The 17,912-nt window shown below is 74.5% G+C and carries 19 protein-coding genes and 1 rRNA gene; 18 read left to right on the top strand and 2 right to left on the bottom strand.

Annotated elements, in window-relative coordinates; genetic code table 11:
* Positions 1-116 precede the first annotated feature (116 nt).
* Positions 117-233, top strand: a 5S ribosomal RNA gene (gene rrf / locus AB0L40_RS19475).
* A 389-nt stretch (positions 234-622) separates the two neighbouring features.
* Here the strand turns inward: rrf and AB0L40_RS19470 are convergent.
* Positions 623-1,729 (bottom strand): isocitrate/isopropylmalate family dehydrogenase, encoded by a 1,107-nt coding sequence (locus tag AB0L40_RS19470; protein WP_364358323.1) that lies wholly within the window; start codon positions 1,727-1,729, stop codon positions 623-625.
* A 244-nt stretch (positions 1,730-1,973) separates the two neighbouring features.
* Between AB0L40_RS19470 and murA the strand changes: the two genes are divergently transcribed.
* The 8 genes from murA (at position 1,974) to hisF (ending at position 9,364) form a co-directional block, all read left to right on the top strand.
* Positions 1,974-3,284 (top strand): UDP-N-acetylglucosamine 1-carboxyvinyltransferase, encoded by a 1,311-nt coding sequence (gene murA / locus AB0L40_RS19465; protein WP_364358320.1) that lies wholly within the window; start codon positions 1,974-1,976, stop codon positions 3,282-3,284.
* Between the two features lie 111 nt (positions 3,285-3,395).
* A complete protein-coding gene (locus AB0L40_RS19460) occupies positions 3,396-4,514 on the top strand; it encodes an ATP phosphoribosyltransferase regulatory subunit (protein ID WP_364358317.1) in 1,119 nt (372 codons plus the stop codon).
* On the top strand, positions 4,511-5,143 hold the full coding sequence (gene hisG / locus AB0L40_RS19455) for an ATP phosphoribosyltransferase (RefSeq protein WP_364358314.1): 633 nt from the start codon (positions 4,511-4,513) through the stop codon (positions 5,141-5,143). The genes AB0L40_RS19460 and hisG overlap by 4 nt, the downstream gene beginning before the upstream one ends.
* Positions 5,133-6,413 (top strand): histidinol dehydrogenase, encoded by a 1,281-nt coding sequence (gene hisD, locus AB0L40_RS19450; protein WP_364358311.1) that lies wholly within the window; start codon positions 5,133-5,135, stop codon positions 6,411-6,413. Before hisG ends, hisD begins: the two co-directional genes overlap by 11 nt.
* A complete protein-coding gene (gene hisB / locus AB0L40_RS19445) occupies positions 6,410-7,009 on the top strand; it encodes an imidazoleglycerol-phosphate dehydratase HisB (RefSeq protein WP_364358308.1) in 600 nt (199 codons plus the stop codon). Before hisD ends, hisB begins: the two co-directional genes overlap by 4 nt.
* Positions 7,006-7,716 (top strand): imidazole glycerol phosphate synthase subunit HisH, encoded by a 711-nt coding sequence (gene hisH, locus AB0L40_RS19440; protein ID WP_364358305.1) that lies wholly within the window; start codon positions 7,006-7,008, stop codon positions 7,714-7,716. Before hisB ends, hisH begins: the two co-directional genes overlap by 4 nt.
* 5 nt (positions 7,717-7,721) lie before the next feature.
* The gene (gene hisA / locus AB0L40_RS19435; protein ID WP_364358302.1) at positions 7,722-8,450 is read left to right on the top strand and encodes a 1-(5-phosphoribosyl)-5-[(5-phosphoribosylamino)methylideneamino]imidazole-4-carboxamide isomerase; all 729 of its coding nucleotides are present in this window, start codon (positions 7,722-7,724) and stop codon (positions 8,448-8,450) included.
* Positions 8,451-8,533: 83 nt separating this feature from the next.
* Entirely contained in the window at positions 8,534-9,364 is an 831-nt protein-coding gene (hisF, locus tag AB0L40_RS19430) for an imidazole glycerol phosphate synthase subunit HisF (RefSeq protein ID WP_364358299.1), read from the top strand.
* A gap of 92 nt (positions 9,365-9,456) precedes the next feature.
* Here hisF and AB0L40_RS19425 read toward each other — a convergent pair whose 3' ends face one another.
* Complete coding sequence (locus tag AB0L40_RS19425) at positions 9,457-10,809, bottom strand: PQQ-binding-like beta-propeller repeat protein (protein ID WP_364358296.1); 1,353 nt, start codon at positions 10,807-10,809, stop codon at positions 9,457-9,459.
* Between the two features lie 18 nt (positions 10,810-10,827).
* On the opposite strand from AB0L40_RS19425, the gene AB0L40_RS19420 reads away from it, so the two are divergent.
* The 9 genes from AB0L40_RS19420 to rpsB form a co-directional block, all read left to right on the top strand.
* The gene (locus tag AB0L40_RS19420; protein WP_364358293.1) at positions 10,828-12,027 is read left to right on the top strand and encodes a hypothetical protein; all 1,200 of its coding nucleotides are present in this window, start codon (positions 10,828-10,830) and stop codon (positions 12,025-12,027) included.
* Positions 12,024-12,779 carry a peptidoglycan editing factor PgeF gene (gene pgeF / locus AB0L40_RS19415; protein WP_364358290.1) on the top strand — a complete coding sequence of 252 codons (756 nt, stop codon included), beginning with the start codon at positions 12,024-12,026 and terminating at the stop codon, positions 12,777-12,779. Before AB0L40_RS19420 ends, pgeF begins: the two co-directional genes overlap by 4 nt.
* Positions 12,767-13,441 (top strand): YggS family pyridoxal phosphate-dependent enzyme, encoded by a 675-nt coding sequence (locus AB0L40_RS19410; RefSeq protein WP_364358287.1) that lies wholly within the window; start codon positions 12,767-12,769, stop codon positions 13,439-13,441. Before pgeF ends, AB0L40_RS19410 begins: the two co-directional genes overlap by 13 nt.
* A 145-nt stretch (positions 13,442-13,586) precedes the next feature.
* Positions 13,587-14,159: a cell division protein SepF gene (gene sepF / locus AB0L40_RS19405; protein WP_364358284.1), complete on the top strand. Its 573-nt coding sequence runs from the start codon at positions 13,587-13,589 to the stop codon at positions 14,157-14,159.
* 129 nt (positions 14,160-14,288) lie between these two features.
* Entirely contained in the window at positions 14,289-15,062 is a 774-nt protein-coding gene (locus tag AB0L40_RS19400; protein WP_364358281.1) for a pyrroline-5-carboxylate reductase dimerization domain-containing protein, read from the top strand.
* The gene (locus AB0L40_RS19395) at positions 15,059-15,379 is read left to right on the top strand and encodes a YggT family protein (protein ID WP_364358278.1); all 321 of its coding nucleotides are present in this window, start codon (positions 15,059-15,061) and stop codon (positions 15,377-15,379) included. Before AB0L40_RS19400 ends, AB0L40_RS19395 begins: the two co-directional genes overlap by 4 nt.
* Positions 15,366-15,884, top strand: coding sequence for a signal peptidase II (gene lspA, locus AB0L40_RS19390; RefSeq protein ID WP_364358275.1), 519 nt, complete (start codon positions 15,366-15,368; stop codon positions 15,882-15,884). Before AB0L40_RS19395 ends, lspA begins: the two co-directional genes overlap by 14 nt.
* Positions 15,881-16,837 (top strand): RluA family pseudouridine synthase, encoded by a 957-nt coding sequence (locus AB0L40_RS19385; protein WP_364358272.1) that lies wholly within the window; start codon positions 15,881-15,883, stop codon positions 16,835-16,837. Before lspA ends, AB0L40_RS19385 begins: the two co-directional genes overlap by 4 nt.
* A gap of 189 nt (positions 16,838-17,026) precedes the next feature.
* The coding region (gene rpsB, locus AB0L40_RS19380) for a 30S ribosomal protein S2 (protein WP_364358269.1) at positions 17,027-17,912 on the top strand (886 nt) is incomplete at its 3' end.

The following is a 17,912-nucleotide window of genomic DNA, read 5'->3' as shown; positions in this document are numbered from 1 at the left end:
GGGCAGTAATGCCTGTAGGAGACCGGTACTAATGGTCCGAGGGCTTGACGGTACTTTGTGATACCCGCTGTGTAGTTTTCAAAGGCTCCCGAAGTAGGCTCGGTTTCTCGAGGCTTTTCGGTGGTTATGGCGAGGGGGATACACCTCTTCCCTTTCCGAACAGAGCAGTTAAGCCCCTCAGCGCCGATGGTACTTGGCCCGCAAGGGCCTGGGAGAGTAGGTCGCCGCCGAAATTCGTGTTGAAGCGCCCCGCAATTGCGGGGCGCTTCGACGTTGTAGGGGCCCCGCACAAGCGGGGCCCCTCGTCGTTCCCGAGCCCTTTGTCGCTTCGGCGCCCGTCGTGTGGGCCTTCCGTCGTTGCGGGTGGTCGTGGCTTTCGGTGTGATGGCTCACCAGCCGTCCGGGCCCGCCGCCGGCGGTGTCGCTCACCGGGGTCGCCCTCCTCGAGGTGCTCCGAGGCGATGCGCATCACGGCCGGGCCTACGGAGCGTCGTGCGCGCGGAGAGGTGGTGACGTGCGGACGGATGCGGCTCCGCGCGGGACGTTGTGCGGGCCGGGCCACATGGGTCGCGCGCCCGCCGGCCGCGGAGTCGTCGCGCGGCCGGCGTCCTCAGTGGGGGGGTCAGTGGGAGCCGAGCGACGCCCACACGTCGATCTTGGTGCGGACGCGGTTGATCACGTCGTCGGTGACCTCCGTGGTCGACGAGGCGCCGCCCAGGTCCGGGGTCTTGATCCCGGCGGAGGCGCCCTCGAGGACCGACTCGTAGATCGCGCGCGAGGCGACGTCTGCGGCCTCGACGCCGTGGATCTGCGCGCCGTAGTGGAGGACGGCCGCGTTGGCGAGGATCATCGCCATCGGGTTGGCGACGTCCTTGCCGAGCAGCGACGGGGCCGTGCCGTGCGGGGCCTCGGCCATCGCGACGCGCGGGGTGTAGTCCTCGTTGAACGAGAGCAGCGTCGACTCGGCGCCGGCGATGGAGCCGAACAGCGGGAGGACGAGGTCGGAGAGGCAGTCGCCGTCGCGGTTGAGCGCCGGGATGACCAGCGGGCCGTCGGCGTCGCCGGAGACGAGACCCGCGTACGTCGCATCGATCAGGACCGGCTGGTACCGCACGTCGGGGTTGTCGGCCGCGGCGCGGTCGAGCTCCTCCTTGAGCATCCCCTCGTAGACGGGGGAGACCGTCCACTTGGGGCCGCCGTAGACGCGGCCGCGCATCTTGATCGCGGTGCGGAACGCATACTCGGCGACCGCGCGGCATGTCCCGCGGTTGATCTTCTCGGTCCGGTAGGCGATCTCGTCGATCTCGCCCTCGCCGCCCTCGCGCCACTGCTTGGCACCGTAGGCGTCGTCGACGGCCATGCGGACGACGGAGATCGGGAAGTGGATGCCGGCGGCGGGGGTGACGCCCGGGATGCGGCGGCCGGTGCGGATGATGACCTTGCCGTCGACCTCCTCGCGGAGGATGCGGTTGGGGGAGCCGACGTCGTCCTTGCCCTCGGGCGTGACCGTGGCGGCCTTGACGCCGAGGCCGCTCTCGCGCATCGCCTTCGCCGCGTCGTGCACGATCTGGTTGCCGGTCTCCCGGCGCTTCTCGAGCGACAGGTCGAAGCGGTCGAGCGTCACGTCGAAGCCCAGGACCTCGGGATCGAAGATCCTCACCGACTGGTCGAGCAGCTCCTGACCGGTCTCGTCGCCTTCGAGGATGGTGATCGTGAGCGTGTCGGTCATTCCTACGAGGGTAGCGCCGGGCTCCGTGCGCCCGATCGCACGCCTGGTGAACCAGCCCTGCCCGCGGTTGGCCCTGATGTCCGCCGGGGGCCCGGCGGCGGGCCCCGGACACGGTGCCGCCGGGCACTCGGTGGGGTCCCCGGTGACCGGTCGCCCCGGTGCTAGCCTCTCCGGCTGGTCCGTGGGCGGACGATCGCGGGCGCACGGCCCCCGCTTGCGCCTCGACACCGGACCCCCCATCCCCATGGAGAAGTTCGTAATCGACGGCGGCCGCCCCCTCTCGGGCACCGTCCGTCCCGCCGGAAACAAGAACGGCGCCCTCCCGATCCTCGCTGCGTCCGTCCTGACGAGCGAGGACGTGGTCATCCGCAACGTCCCGCGGATTCGCGATGTGCAGTCGATGATCAACCTGCTCGAGGGGCTCGGCGTCAGCGTCGAGTGGCTCGACGACCACGCCGTCCGCCTGAACGCCGGGTCGCTCCGCGCCGAGGACGGCCTGCGGCGCGAGGACGCCGAGCGGATCCGTGCCTCGTTCCTGCTCGCCGGGCCGCTGCTCGCCCGCTTCGGCCATTGCACGATGCCGCCCCCCGGCGGCGACGTCATCGGTCGGCGACGGCTGGATCCGCACCTCGACGCGTTCCGGGCGCTCGGCGCCACGCTCGAGCTCGGCCGCGACATCGAGATGTCCGCCCCCGCCGGCGGCCTCGTCGCCGGCGAGATCTTCATGGACGAGCCGTCGGTGATGGCGACGGAGAACGCGCTGCTGGCCGCCGCGCTCACGCCCGGCACGACCGTGATCGGCAACGCCGCGTGTGAGCCGCACGTCCAGGACCTCGCGCGGATGCTCGTGAGCATGGGCGCCACGATCGACGGCATCGGCTCCAACGTCCTGCGCGTCGTCGGCCAGGCGGATCTCAGCGGCTGCGACCACACCGTCGGCCCCGACCACATCGAGATCGGCTCGTTCATGGCGCTGGCCGGCGTCACGGGCGGCGAGGTGCGGATCACCGACGTCGCCCCCGACGACCTGCGGATGATCCGCCTCGTCTTCGGCAAGCTCGGCCTGCACTCCGAGCTCGAGGGCACCACCGTCCTCGTGCCCGGCGGCCAGGACCTACGGACCGCCCGCGACGTCGGCGAGCACAAGATGAAGGTCCAGGACGGTCCCTGGCCGGCGTTCCCCGCCGATCTCACCTCGATCGCGGTGGCCCTCGCCACCCAGGCGACCGGGTCGGTCCTGATCCACGAGTGGATGTTCGAGAACCGCCTGGTGTTCACCGACAAGCTCGTCGGCATGGGCGCGGACATCACGCTCTGCGACCCGCACCGCGCGATCGTCTCCGGTCCGTGCGAGCTGCACGGCGAGCGGATGACGTCCCCGGACATCCGCGCCGGGATGGCGCTGCTGATCGCCGCGCTCTGCGCCGACGGCCGCAGCACGATCCACAACGTCGACCAGATCGACCGCGGCTACGAGGCCATCGACGAGCGCCTGCGCGCGCTCGGCGCCCAGATCGAGCGCGTCCCCGAGGACGCCGAGGTCGCGGTCGGCTGAGATCCCACCGGCCCGTCGTGACCCGGGACTCCGGGCACGAACCCGGGTCCGGGGGCGGGTCGCCCGGGACCGCACGTCGCCCGCGGGCGCGACCCGCGATGATCCAGGGCGATGACGCTGCCGATCCCCAGCGGCACGCGGGACGTGCTGCCTGACGAGATGCGCGAGCGCCACGGCGTGGTCGCCGCGCTCCGCGACGTGTTCACCAGCCACGGCTACGGCGAGGTGGCCACGCCGGCCGTCGAGTACGCCGCCGTGCTCGAGCGCGCGGGCGTCGCGGCCTCCTCGGGCGCTGCCGACCCGCGCTTCCGCTCCGTCGACGAGCACGGCGAGACGCTCGTCCTGCGCTCCGACATGACCGTGCCGATCGCGCGCCTCGTGAGCTCGCGGTTCTCCGACGCGCCGCTGCCGATCCGCCTGAGCTACCAGGCCCACCTGTACCGCGGGATCGTCCCCGGTCGCGGGCAGTCGCGCGAGGTCCTGCAGGCCGGGATCGAGCTGCTCGGCGCCGGCGCCCCGGAGGGCACGGCCGAGGCGCTCACCGTGCTGGTCGGCGCGCTGAAGGCCGTCGGCCTCGGCGACGCCCGCGTGGCGGTCGGCGACGCCTCCATCTTCCCGGCGCTGCTGCAGGGCGCGGGCGTCGACGAGGTCGCGCAGGCGGCGATCCTCCGGGAGCTCTCGACCCGCGACCACGTCGGTCTCGAGCGCGAGGTCCGCGCGGCCGTCGACGCCGAGACCGCGGCCGTCCTGCTCGACGTCGCGTCCCGTCGCGGTGGCCCCGAGGTCCTCGACGCCCTGACCGACCCGCGCGCCGTCGCGGCGACCCGCGGCGTCCGTCAGGTCATCGAGCAGCTCGAGGCCGACGTGCGCTCGCACCTGATCCTGGATCTCGGCCTGACCCGCAAGCTGGGGTACTACACCGGCGCCATCTTCGAGGTCTACGCGCCCGGCCAGGGCCACGCCATCGGCGGCGGCGGCCGGTACGACGACCTGCTCGGCCGCTTCGGCCGCGACCTCCCCGCCGTCGGGTTCGCGCTCGACGTCGACGCGCTGCACACCGCGCAGGTCGGCAAGGCCCGCGGCTCCTGGCGCGTCGGCTGGGCCGCCGGCGCCGGGGCGGCGCTCGCGCCCGACCCCGATGCGGTCGTGCCGACCGGTCCGCACGCCCCGATCGCCGGCGGTGCCAAGCCGCTGCCCGGTGGGTCGACGTCGGCGGAGGTCTCCTCGTGAACCCGTTCGGCCTGCGCATCGCCGTGCCCCGCGGCGTGATGATGGGACCGACGCTCGACGCGCTGGACCGCGTCGGCGTCGACACGCGGGAGGTCCGCGAGAACGACCGCAAGCTCCTCTTCGAGGACGTCGGCATCGTGACCATGCGGCCCTCGGACGTCGCCACCTACGTCGAGAGCGGCGCGGCCGACGTCGGCGTGACCGGCAAGGACGTCCTGATGGAGTACTCCCGCGACGTCGTCGAGCTCGCCGACCTGGGCTACGGCCCGTGCCGGATGGTCCTCGCGTCGATCGCCGGCGACCCGGACCCCGGCGAGGAGGCGCTCCGGCGCCTCGGCGTCATGCGCGTCGCCACGAAGTACGTGACGATCGCGACCCGCTACCTCGAGTCCACGGGACGCCAGGCCGAGATCGTCGAGGTCAAGGGGTCCGTCGAGCTCGCGCCGCTGACCGGGCTGGTCGACGCGATCGTCGACCTCACCGCCACCGGCACCACGCTCCGTGAGAACGGCCTGGTGATCCGCGAGGAGATCGCGACGTCGACCGCCCGCCTGATCGCCAACCCGGCGACCCACCGCCTGAAGGCCGCGGACGTCGACCGCCTGCGGGAGGCACTCGTTGCCGGTTGAGCGGCTCGCCGTCGACGCCGCGGCCGACGCCACCGCGGCGGCCGAGCGGATCCGGGCGCTGGTGCCGGGCGGCGGCCACGTCGCCGAGGGCGTCGCGACGCTGATCGACGACGTCCGCCGCCGGGGCGACGCCGCGCTGCTCGAGCACGCCGGCCGGTTCGACCGGGTCGGCGGCGCCGAGCTGGAGCCGCTGGTCGTCCCCGATGCGGAGCTCGACGGCGCGGTCGCTGCCCTCGAGCCCGAGCTGCGCGCCGCGCTGGAGCTCGCCATCGAGAACGTCGGCCTCGTCGCCGCCGCGACCGTCCACGAGGACCGCGACGTCGTCCTGCCCCAGGGCCAGCGCGTCCGCGTGCGCGAGGTCCCCGTCCGGCGCGCCGCCGTCTACGTGCCCGGGGGCCGGGCACCGTACCCGTCCACCGCGATCATGGGCGTCGTCGCCGCCCGCGCCGCCGGCGTCGACGAGGTCGTCGTCGCGAGCCCGTCCGACGACCCGGTGCTGCGCGCCGCCTGCCGGCTGGCCGGCGCCGCTCGCGTCTACCGCTTCGGCGGCGCCCACGGCGTCGCCGCGCTGGCGCTCGGCACCGAGCGGGTGCCGCGCGTCGACGTGCTCGTCGGCCCGGGCAACCTCTGGGTCCAGGAGGCCAAGGCGCAGCTCGCCGGTGAGGTCGGTATCGACGGATTCGCCGGGCCGAGCGACCTGCTCGTGCTCGCCGACGCCGCCGCCGACCCGCGCCTGGTCGCGCTGGACCTCGCCGCGCAGGCCGAGCACGGCGACGGCTCGCTCGTCGTCCTCGTGACCGACGACCCCGCGATGCAGGACGCCGTCTGGGCGCTCCTGGAGCCCGGGATCGGCGGCAGCGCGCCGCTGGACGAGACCGGCGCCGCGTACGCGAGCGTCCTGGTGCCCGATCCGGAGACCGGGCTGGCCGTCGCCGACGCGTTCGCCGCGGAGCACCTGGAGCTCGTCGGCCCGACGATCGAGCCGCTCGCGCCGCTCGTGCGCAGCGCCGGCTGCGTGTTCGTCGGCCCGTCCGGCGCGACCGCGTTCGGCGACTACGTCGCCGGCAGCAACCACACGCTGCCGACCGACGGCGCGGCCCGCTTCGCGTCGACGCTGTCGGCGCGGACGTTCCGCCGGACGATGAACGAGGTCCACCTCGACGGCGCGACCGGGCCCCTGGCGGACGCCGGGATCCGCATCGCGGACGCCGAGGGGTTCGTCGTGCACGCGGCGTCGATGCGCGCCCGGCAGAATGGTCCGGGCCGATGACCCGCACCTCCTCCATCCAGCGCTCGACCGGCGAGACCAGCATCGAGCTCACGCTCGACCTCGACGGCACCGGGACGGGCACGCGCACGACCGGCGTGGGCTTCTTCGACCACCTGCTCGAGCTCTTCACGCGTCACGCGAAGGTCGACCTGCAGGTCACGTCGCACGGCGACCTGCAGACCGGCAGCCACCACACCGTCGAGGACACGGGCCTCGTGCTGGGGCAGGCGATCGGCGAGGCGCTCGGGGACCGCGTCGGCATCCGCCGCTACGGGTCCGCGACCGTCCCGATGGACGAGGCGCGCGCGACCTGCCACGTCGACCTGTCCGGCCGCCCGTTCGTCGTCTTCGAGGACCACGGGCTGCTGCCGCCCGGCGTGACCGGCGGCTTCGAGCACGAGCTGCTCGAGGAGTTCGTCCGCGCCGTCGCCGCGACGTCGCGCGCGACGATCCACCTCGAGATCGAGGTCGGCCGCGGGTCGCACCACATGATCGAGGCCGGCATCAAGGCCCTGGCGCGCGCGCTGCGCGTCGCCGTGGCGATCGACCCCGACGAGCACGGCGTGCCGTCGACCAAGGGGACGCTCACCGGATGAGCGCACTCGACCTCGGCACGGGCGGCGGAGCCGGCGACGTCGCGGGCGACGCCGAGCCCGTGCGCCCAGACGGCGACCGTCCAGCCCGGATCGTGGTCGTCGACTACGGCATGGGCAACCGCCGCAGCGTCGAGAAGGCGCTCACCCGGGCGGGCGCCGACGCGACCGTCACCGACGACCTCGCCGCCATCCGTGATGCCGACGGGCTCGTCCTCTGCGGCGTCGGCGCGTTCCCCGCCGGGGCGCAGCGCCTGCGCGAGACCGGCCTCGGCGCCGAGATCAAGGCTCGCGTCGCCGACGGCACGCCGCTGCTCGGCGTCTGCCTCGGCATGCAGCTGCTCTTCGACCGCTCCGACGAGCGCGGCGGCGCGGCGGGCCTCGGCCTGCTGCCCGGTCCGGTGCAGGGCCTGACGCCCGCGCTGGGCCTGAAGCTCCCGCACATCGGCTGGAACTCCGTCACCTGGTCGGAGGGCACGACGTCGCCGCTGCGCGCCGGCCTGCCCGACGGCACGGCGTTCTACCACGTGCACTCGTTCGTCGCCCGGCCGGAGGAGCCCGCCGACGTCGTCGCGCGCGGCGACTACGGCTCGCCGTTCGTGACCGCGGTCAGCCGCGGCCACGTGCACGGTGCCCAGTTCCATCCCGAGAAGTCGTCCACGGACGGCCTGCGCGTGCTGCGCGGGTTCGCCGTGGCCTGTACGAGGTGAACCACGTGATCCTGTACCCCGCCATCGACATCCTCGACGGTCAGGCGGTGCGCCTGGTGCGCGGGGACTTCGACGAGTCCACCGTCTACCGCGACAGCCCGCTGGAGGCGGCCCGCTCCTGGGTCGAGGCCGGCGCGCGCTTCCTGCACCTCGTCGACCTCGACGGCGCCAAGAGCGGCGAGCCCGCGCACCTCGACCAGCTCGCGGCGATCACCGAGGAGCTCGACGTCCCCGTGCAGTGGGGCGGGGGCCTGCGCTCCATCGACGCCGTCAGGGCCGCGCTGAACGCCGGTGCTGAGCGCGTGATCCTCGGCACAGCCGCGATCACCGACCCGGACTTCCTGGACTCCGTCCTCGGCAGCCACCGCGACCGCGTGATGGTCTCCGTCGACACCCGCGGCGGCAAGGTCGCCACCAAGGGCTGGCTCGAGACGACCGAGATCGACGGCGCCGAGGCGATCAAGCGCCTGCAGCAGCGCGGCGTGCGCCGGTTCGTCTACACCAACGCCGACCGCGACGGGCTCGAGACGGGACCGGACATGGACGAGGTCCGCCGCATCTCCCAGGCCGTCCGCGGCTCGTGGATCTTCTCCGGCGGCATCGGCACCACCGAGCACCTGCGCGAGCTCGCCCAGGCGCGTCTCGTCAACCTCGGCGGCGTCATCACCGGCAAGGCGCTCTACGAGAAGCGCTTCACCATCGCCGAGGGCCACGCGGCCCTGCAGGACCGCTAGGCCGCGCGGCCGGCCGCCGCGCGCCGCGGCGCGCGGCCCGGCCCGCACCCCACCCGACCTCGAGCCCCGAAGACCGACCACCCATGCACCTCAAGCGCGTGATCCCCTGCCTGGACGTCGACGCCGGCCGCGTCGTGAAGGGCACGAACTTCGTCGGGCTGCGCGACGCCGGCGACCCCGTCGAGCTCGCGGCGCGCTACGACGCCGAGGGCGCGGACGAGCTCGTCTTCCTCGACATCACCGCGACCAGCGACCAGCGCGACACGATCGTCGAGCTCGCCCGCCGGGCCGCGGACGAGGTCTTCGTACCGTTCACGATCGGCGGCGGGATCCGCTCGGTGGAGGACGCCCAGGCCGTGCTGGACGCCGGCGCCGACAAGGTCGCCGTCAACTCGGCGGCGATCGCGCGTCCCGAGCTGCTGACCGAGATGGCCGACCGCTTCGGGTCCCAGTGCGTGGTCCTCGCGATCGACGCGAAGGGCGTCGCCGGGTCGAGCAGCGCGCGGCCGGGCGGGCCGGTGCCGACCGACGCCGACCTCGTCGAGGGCGACCCGTGGGAGGTCTACGTCGCCGGCGGGCGCAAGCCGACCGGCCGCGGCGCCGTGGCGTGGGCCCGCGAGGGCGTGGAGCGCGGCGCGGGGGAGATCCTCCTGACGTCGATGGACGGCGACGGCACCACGTCGGGCTACGACCTGCCGCTGACCCGCGCGATCGCCGCGGCGGTGCCGGTGCCCGTGATCGCCTCGGGCGGCGCGGGGACGCTGGAGCACCTCGTCGAGGCGCTGGAGTGCGGCGCCGACGCCGCGCTGGCCGCGTCGATCTTCCACTTCCGCACGTTCTCGATCGCCGAGGCGAAGCAGAAGATCGCGGAGGCCGGCATCGCCGTGCGGCCGTACCGCGACCCGACGGTCTGACGGACGCCCGACGCCGGCGGACCGGCCGGGCGGACCGGCGCGTGGGGCCGGCGCTTCCCGCCGCGCCGCGCCGGCCGGACCCGCGGGCGGAGCTAGCGCTTGCCGCCGCGCCGGGCCGCCGCGGCCTTGAACGAGTCCAGGTCGCGCGCGACCTGTCGCTTCGGGACCAGGTGGTAGATGCTCGTGTACGTGTCGAGGTAGAGCCGCCGGCCGTCGGAGATGCCGGGGTCGAACGCGCCGGAGCGGTGGCTGTAGAGCAGCGCCCCGTCCTGGGCGCGCCGGATGCCCAGCGACTTGCGGCCGAGGTTGGCGTACATCACGAGGTCGCCGACGACGGTGATGCCGCCCGAGACCTTGCCACCCAGGTTCTTCGTCCAGCGCGGGCGACCCGTGCGGGCGTCGTACGCGTAGAGCGTGCCGCCGTAGGAGCCGATGAAGACCGTGGGCCCGCGGCCGGAGACGGGGGCGACGGCGGGGGCGGAGTACACGAAGCCCTTCGTCCGGCGCTGCCAGGCGAGCCGGCCGGAGCGCTCGCCGATCGCCGCGACGGAGCCGTCGACGTTGCCGACGAAGACGCGTCCGTAGGCGACGGCGGGGGTGCTGTAGAGCCGGCCGCCGAGCGGGCGGACCCACCGCCTGCGGCCGCTGCGTAGCCAGATCGAGTGCATCTTCCCGGAGTAGTCGCCGACGAACAGCGCGTCGCCGTCGCGGGCGACCGCGGCCTTGACCGGCGCCCCTGCGCGGTAGCGCCAGACCACCCGGCCGGAGGAGCGGTTCAGGGCGAGGACGTCGCCGGACTCCGTGCCGAAGACGACGCGGTCGTCGGTGAGCAGCGGCGACGACTCCGTGCGGCTCGCGAGCCGGACCTGCCACACGCGGTGGCCGTTGGTGCTGCGCAACGCGACGGCCTCGCCGCCCTTGACGAAGCGGTTGCGCCGCAGGACGGTCGCGTAGACCCGCCTGCCGCCGCACGCGGGCGCGGACGCCGCGAGGCTGCCGATCCGCTTGCGCCACACGACCTCGCCCGTCCGCCGGTCGACCGCACGCAGCAGGCCGTCGTTGCGCAGCGAGTAGATCCGCCGGCCGCAGAGCACGGGCGGGAACTCGAGCAGCACGCGTCCGGTCACGCCCCAGCGCTCGACGAACGGCGGGCGCAGCGGCTCGGGGGCCGCGGAGGGCAGGTACCGCGTGCGCTGGGCGTTGCCGCCGTACATCGGCCAGTCGGCGCCGTCGTCGTAGCGGTCGACCGCGTCCTTCGGGGCCTGCTGCGTCGACGTCGTCGTCCCGCCGTCGGAGAACTCGACCGACGGGTTCGAGACGTCCTCGGGGCCGCGGAAGTGCAGGACGACTGCGACGCCGCTGCCCGCCAGGACGACCAGGACGAGGACCACGCCGCCGCCGAGCAGCAGGCGGCGCCGGCGCGGGTCGGGGGGCGAACCGGCCATCAGGGTACGGTCTTCGACGTGGCCGTCCCCACCCCTCCCCTCCGCACGCCCGAGGACGCGTACCAGGCGCTCCGGGAGCTCCCGGCCGCCCGGAGGCTGCTCGCCGCCGCCCGCCCGGAGGACGGCGCCTGGCTCGTGGGCGGCGCCGTGCGGGACCTGCTGCTGGGCCGGACCCCGCGCGAGCTCGACGTCGTCCTGACCGGCCCGGTCGAGCCGGTGGCCACGCGACTCGGCGAGGTCGTCGCCCGGCACGACCGCTTCGGCACCGTGGCCGTCCGGACCGACGACGGCGTGCTGCACGACCTCGCCCGCGCGCGCCGCGAGACGTACGCGCACCCGGGCGCGCTCCCGGACGTGGAACCCGTCGGGACCGTCGAGGAGGACCTCGTCCGGCGCGACGTCACCGTCAACGCGATCGCGCTGCGGCTGGACGACGGCCGGATCGCCGAGGTCGCGGGTGCGCGCGAGGACCTCGCGCGCGGGACCCTGCGGGTGCTCCACGACGGCGCGTTCCGGGACGACCCCACCCGGGTCTGGCGGACCGCCCGCTACGCCGCACGGCTCGGGTTCTCGGTCGAGCCCCGCACCCGCGTGCTGGCCGGCGACGCCGACCCGTTCGCGATCTCCGGGGCCCGCCACGGCAACGAGCTGCGCCTCGCGCTCGGCGAGCCCGACCCGGCCGCGGTCTTCCGCACGGTCCTGGCGCTGAACGCCCGCTTCCTGCCGCCCGGCTTCGACCCGGAGCCCGCGGCCCTGCCGGCCGCGCTGGCGCTGTTGCCCCCGGAGGGGCGCGTCGACCTGCTGCGCATGGCGGCCTCGACCGCCGGGGTCGACCTCGGGCACCTGCTGCCCTGGGTCGCCGACACCGGCTGGACGTCCGCCGAGGCCGACGTCATCGGCGCGGGCTCGCGCGCGAGCACCGCCTCGCCGCTCCAGCGCGCCACCACCGCGGCGGAGATCCACCGCGCCGCGTCCGGAGCGCCGGTCGAGCTGATCGCGCTGGCCGGGGGCGAGAACGCCCGGCGCTGGTTCGACGAGCTGCGCGACGTCCACCTCGAGATCGGTGGGCACGACCTGCTCGCCGCGGGCGTGCCGGCCGGACCGGAGCTCGGCGCGGCCCTGCGCCGCGCGCTCGACGCGAAGCTCAACGGCCGGCTGGACCCGGCCCTGCCGGTCCGCGACGCCGAGCTGCAGGCCGCCACGGGGGAGGGCACGTGAGCGCCCCCCTGCTGCGCCCGACCGCCGACGGCGGCCTCGCCTGCACGCTCCCGGGCGCGGAGGTCCGCTTCACCGGGCGGCTCGGCGGCGTGTCGACCGGCGCGTTCTCGTCGTTGAACCTCGGCAGCTGGACGGCCGACGACCCGGCCGCCGTGCGCGCCAACCGCGACCGGCTCGCCGCGTACGCCGGGACGGATCGTGCGCGGCTCGCGCAGCCGCACCAGGTCCACGGGACGGACGTCCTGCGCGTCACGGGTGACGGCGACCTACCCGGAGCCGACCTCGAGCGGGTCCGCGAGGCCGACGGCGTGGCGACGGCGATGCCGGGCGTGCCGTGCGTGGTCCTCTGCGCGGACTGCCTGCCCGTCGCCCTCGTGGCCGCCGGCGCGGTCGCGACCGTCCACGCCGGCTGGCGCGGGCTCGTCGGCGGGGTCCTGGAGTCCGGCCTCGACGCGCTGCGCGCCGCCGGCGGCCGCGGACCGATCACCGCCGTGGTCGGCCCCGGCGCCGGAGCCTGCTGCTACGAGGTCGGGGACGAGGTCCACGCGGCGCTCGCGCCGCTCGGGCCCACGGTCCGCGCCGGGGCCAACGCGGACCTCGCCGAGGCCGCGCGACTCCGGCTGCTGGCGGGCGGGGCCGACCGCGTCCTCGTCGCCGGCGTCTGCACGATCTGCTCCCCGGAGCGCTTCTTCTCCCACCGGCGCGACGCCGGCGACACCGGACGACAGGCGGGTGCCACGTGGTTGACGTGATCCAGGAGATCGACGCGGGGCAGGTCGCCGTGCGGCTGGCCGCCGTCCGGGAGCGGATCGCCGCGGCGTGCGCTCGCGCCGGGCGCGATCCCGACACCGTCGACGTCCTCCTCGCCACGAAGTACGTCGCGGCCGACCAGACCGCGAAGCTCGCGGAGGCCGGGATCCGGCTGGCGGGCGAGAACCGCGCCCAGTCCCTGGTCGAGAAGGTCGGGCAGCCCGGGGCCGAGGCCCTGCGCTGGGAGTTCATCGGCCACCTGCAGTCCCGCAAGGTCCCCGAGATCCTGCCGCTCGTGAGCCGCATCCACTCGGTCTCCAGCGACAGCGTCCTGCAGCGGCTGGAGCGCCACGCCGACCTCGCGCGCCCGGAGCTCGACGTCCTGATCGAGGTCAACGTCAGCGGCGAGGACGCCAAGAGCGGCATCGCGCCCGCCGAGCTGGCCGGCGTGCTCGAGCGCTGCCCCGTCCCGGTGGCGGGCCTGATGACGATGCCGCCGCACGCCGAGGACCCGGAGGACAGCCGCCGGTGGTTCGCCGCGCTGCGCGAGCTCGCGGGTGAGCACGGGCTCGGCGTCCTGTCGATGGGCACGACCCAGGACTTCGAGGTCGCCGTCGAGGAGGGCGCGACCGTCGTGCGCCTGGGCAGCGCCCTCGTGCGCTGAGCGCCGGCCCGCGCCGCGCGCCCCGGACCCGGATACGGGCGGGGCGGGGCTCGAGGCCCCTTAGCGGCTGCCCGGGCGACGGATGTGAACGAATCCGACGTCCGGGGGAGGAACTCGGTCGTCGTGGGAGAATCAATCGCCAGTCATGGCCTTCCGCGACGCTTGGCACAAGGTGCTCGTGTACTTCGCTCTCGCTGAGGAGCGCGATCCGTACGACGACACCTACGACGATGAACCGGAGTACGACGATCGCCGTGAACGCGCTCGCGAACCCGTGAGGGAGCCCACGCCCGTGCGCAGGATCGACCGAGCCCGCCGCCGGCGGGAGGACTTCGACGACATCTTCAGCGACGAGGACGGACCGTCCTCCCGCTCCGGCGGAGCGCACCTGCGCCCGGTCGGCGGCCCCTCACGGGGCGCGGTCGCGGCGGCCGGGGGAGACGTGCGCGTCCACCTCGTGCTGCCCAAGTCGTTCAACGACGCCCAGCAGATCGCCGACCGCTTCAAGGACGGCATCCCGGTCGTCATCAACCTGCAGACGTCCGACTCGGACCTCTCCAAGCGGCTGATCGACTTCGCCTCGGGCCTCACGTACGCCATGGACGGCGGCATGCAGCGGATCGCCGACAAGGTCTTCATGCTGACGCCCGCCAACGTCTCGATCTCCGCGGAGGAACGCGCGCAGCTGATCGAGAAGGGCTTCTTCAACCAGTCGTAGCGCCCGTCCGTCGCGCCGGCCGGCCCCGCGCCGGACGGGGCCCAGGACGGCCCCACGCCGCGTCCCGCCTCCCTGTGTGGCGGGGGCGGGGGGCCGTCGACGGCGGACCGGTACCGTTCTGGGTCGCTCATGCGTTTGGGATACCTCGGATCGGGCAACATGGCCTCCGCGCTGGCGCGGGGGATCGGCGAGCCCGCGCTCTGCTTCGACCCGGTCGCCGACCGGGCGCAGGCGCTCGCGTCCGAGCTCGGCGGCGAGGCCGTCGCCGGCGCCGCCGCGCTCGCGGAGCAGGCCGACGTCGTCGTCCTGGGCCACAAGCCGGGCCAGCTGGCCGCCGCCGCCCGCGAGGCCGGCGCCGCGAAGGCCGTCGTCTCCATCCTCGGCGGCGTCCCGATCGCCGACCTCCGCGCCGCCTACCCCGGCCGCCCCGTCGTCCGCCTGATGCCGAACACGCCCGCGGGCGTCGGCAAGGGCGTCGTCGCCGTCGCGATCGAGGCGCTGGAGCCCGGCGAGTCGGCCCCCGAGGGCGAGGCCGCGATCCGCGCCGAGCTGGTCGACCTGCTGCGCCGCTGCGCGACCGTCGTCGAGCTGCCCGAGGCCCAGATGGCCGGCGCGACCGCGGTCTTCGGCGTGCTCCCCGCCTACGTCAGCCTGTTCGCCGAGGCGACGGTCGACGCGGCCGTCCGCCACGGCATGACGCCCGCCGACGCCGGCCGTATGGTCGCCGCGGGCATCGAGGGCTCCGCCGCCCTGCTGCGCGCCCAGGACCACGACACCCTCGCCGTGCGGCGCGGCGTGACCTCGCCCGGCGGCTCGACCGCCCGCGGGCTCCGCGCACTCGACCGCGGCGGGCTGCGCGAGGCCGTCCAGGACGCCTTCGACGCCGTGGTGGACGTCGCATGACCCCCGTGAGCCACTCCATCGCCCTCGCCAGCACCCGCGGCCAGATCGCCGACTTCGTCGAGGCCCTGGTCCTCGTCTACACGCTGGTGATCATCGCCCACCTCCTCATCTCGATCGTCCAGAGCGCGGGCGTCCGGATCCCGTACAACACGTTCACCAGCAGCGTGATCGGGTTCCTCCGCGACGCCGCCGAGCCGTACCTGGCGTTCTTCCGGCGGTTCATCCCGCCGCTGGGGCCGTTCGACCTGTCGCCGATCGTGGCGATCATCCTGCTGCGGATCGTCGGCGGCGTGGTGGTGTCCCTTGTCCAGGGATGAGGCCCGCGCCGGGGCCCTGGCCGTCCGCCGCGTCCTCGCGGTGGCCGTCCTCGTCCTCGTCCTCGACCAGCTGACCAAGCGCCTCGTCGTCCAGGCGATCGACCGCGGGACGCGGCACGAGGTCCTGCCGATCCTCGACCTCACGTACGTCCGCAACGACGGCGTCGCGTTCTCGAGCTTCAGCAACCAGCCCTGGATCGTCGGGCTGCTCGTCGTCGGCGCCCTCGCGGCGCTGACGGTCTGGTTCGTCCGCAACCGCACCGTCCGGCTCGCCTGGCTCGCCGCCGGGATGCTCGCCGGCGGCGCGATCGGCAACGTCCTGGACCGCATCGTCGAGGGCGCCGTCATCGACTTCCTGAAGCCCCCGAACTGGCCGGCCTTCAACCTCGCCGACATGGCGATCGTCGGCGGCATGATCCTCCTGGTCGTCGTCGTCGAGCTCGAGAACCGGCGCAAGACCAAGGCCCAGCAGGGCCGGCGGGAGACCCGCCCCCAGCGCGGATGACCGCCACCCGGCTGACGGTTCCCGAGGAGCAGGACGGGGCCCGTCTGGACGTCGTGCTCGCCGAGGCCTGCGGGTCTCGCGCCCGCGCGCAGAAGGCGATCGCCGAGGGCGGCGTGCACGTCGACGGCGCGCCCGCCGACCCCGCGCAGAAGCGGCTCGCGGTGCGCGCCGGACAGGTGCTCGAGGTCGACCTCGGCACGCTGGTCACGTCCGTCGGGCCCGTCCGGCACGACGCCCCGCACGTCGACGTGCTCTGGGAGGACGAGCACCTGCTCGTCGTCGACAAGCCCGCGGGCCTCGTCGTCCACCAGGGCGCCGGCCACCACGGCCCCACCCTCGTCGACGCGGTGTCGAGCTGGATCACCTCCGAGCTGCCGCCCGGGGGCGACGCCGAGCGGCCGGGCATCGTCCACCGCCTGGACCGCGACACGTCGGGCCTCCTGATCGTGGCGCGGACCGACGCGGCGCACCGGACGCTCCAGGAGATGATCCGCGAGCGCACCGTGACCCGCGAGTACCTCGCGCTCGTCGACGGCCGTCCGGACGCCCGCACCGGGACGATCGACGCCCCGATCGGCCGCGACCGGCACGTGCGCACGAAGCACTCGCTGGACACCGCCACCCCCCGGAACGCGGTGACGCACTTCGTCCTCGAGGAGACGCTGCCGCGCAGCTCGCTGCTGCGGGTCACGCTCGACACCGGTCGCACGCACCAGATCCGCGTGCACCTCAAGGCCGTCGGGCTGCCGGTCTCCGGCGACCCCGAGTACGGGCGCTCCGGCGGCGGGGCGGCCGGTCCGGCCGGCGCGCACCCGCTCGGCCTGCAGCGCCAGTTCCTCCATGCCGCGCGGCTGTCGTTCGCGCACCCGGTGACGGGGGACCCGATCGAGGTCCTCTCGCCACTGCCGCAGGACCTCGCCGCCGCGCTGCAGCTGGCGCGCGGCGGCGCCTGAGGCCCAGGCGTCACCGCGCGGGACGGCGGTTCCTGGTTCAATCAGGGGTCCGCGCGTCCGTTCGGACACGCATTCGCAACGTCCATTCCTACCCCGCCGGGTCACCCCGGAACGTCCCTGCCCGACACGTCGGGAACGCGCTCCGGTCCAGCGGGATCCTGTGTTCTTCGCATCCCAAGGGAAGTACCTATGTCCTCCGAGATCGGCATCAAGGACCTGCTCGAGGCCGGCGTCCACTTCGGACACCAGACCCGTCGTTGGAACCCGCGCATGGCGCGGTTCATCCACGGCGAGCACTCCGGCATCCACGTCATCGACCTGCTGCAGACGGTCGACCTGCTCGCCCAGGCGCAGGCCTTCGTCTCCGACATCGCCCAGCGCGGTGGCACGGTCCTCTTCGTCGGCACCAAGCGCCAGGCCCAGGACGCCGTGCGCGAGTCGGCCGAGGCCGCCCGCATGCCGTACGTCAACCAGCGCTGGTCCCCGGGCCTCCTGACCAACTTCCAGACGTCGAGCAAGCGCATCAAGACGCTGAACGACCTCGAGCGCCTCGAGGCCGAGGGCCAGCTCGAGCTGCTGCCGTCGCAGGAGCGCATCACGCGCCGCAAGGAGCTCGCCAAGCTCCAGATCAACCTGGGCGGCGTGAAGGACCTCCGCCGCGCGCCGGACGCCGTCTTCGTCGTCGACGTGAACTCCGAGAAGATCGCGGTCGAAGAGGCCTCGAAGCTCCGCATCCCCGTCATCGCGCTCGTCGACACGAACGTGAACCCCGACGGCGTCGACTTCCCGGTCCCGGGCAACGACGACTCCATCCGCGCCTGCGCCGCGATCGCCCACGCGATCGGTGACGCCGCCGCCGGTGGCGCCGCCGCCTGGTGGGAGGCCGAGGAGGCCCGCCGCACGCGCGAGTCCGCCGAGAAGGAGCAGCGCCAGGCCGAGGAGGCCGCCAACCGCGAGGCCGAGGACGCCCGCCGCCTCGAGGCCGAGGAGCAGAGCGCCGCCGCCGCCGCGAGCCAGGAGGCCGCGCAGAACGCCGCCGACGAGTCGGCCGCTGCCGCCGCCGCCGAGCAGGCCG

The organism is Patulibacter sp. NPDC049589 (assembly GCF_040675535.1).
Taxonomy (GTDB): Bacteria; Actinomycetota; Thermoleophilia; order Solirubrobacterales; family Solirubrobacteraceae; genus Patulibacter.
The sequence above is the reverse complement of the archived record's forward strand: the minus strand, read 5'-3'. Positions and strand labels throughout refer to the sequence as shown.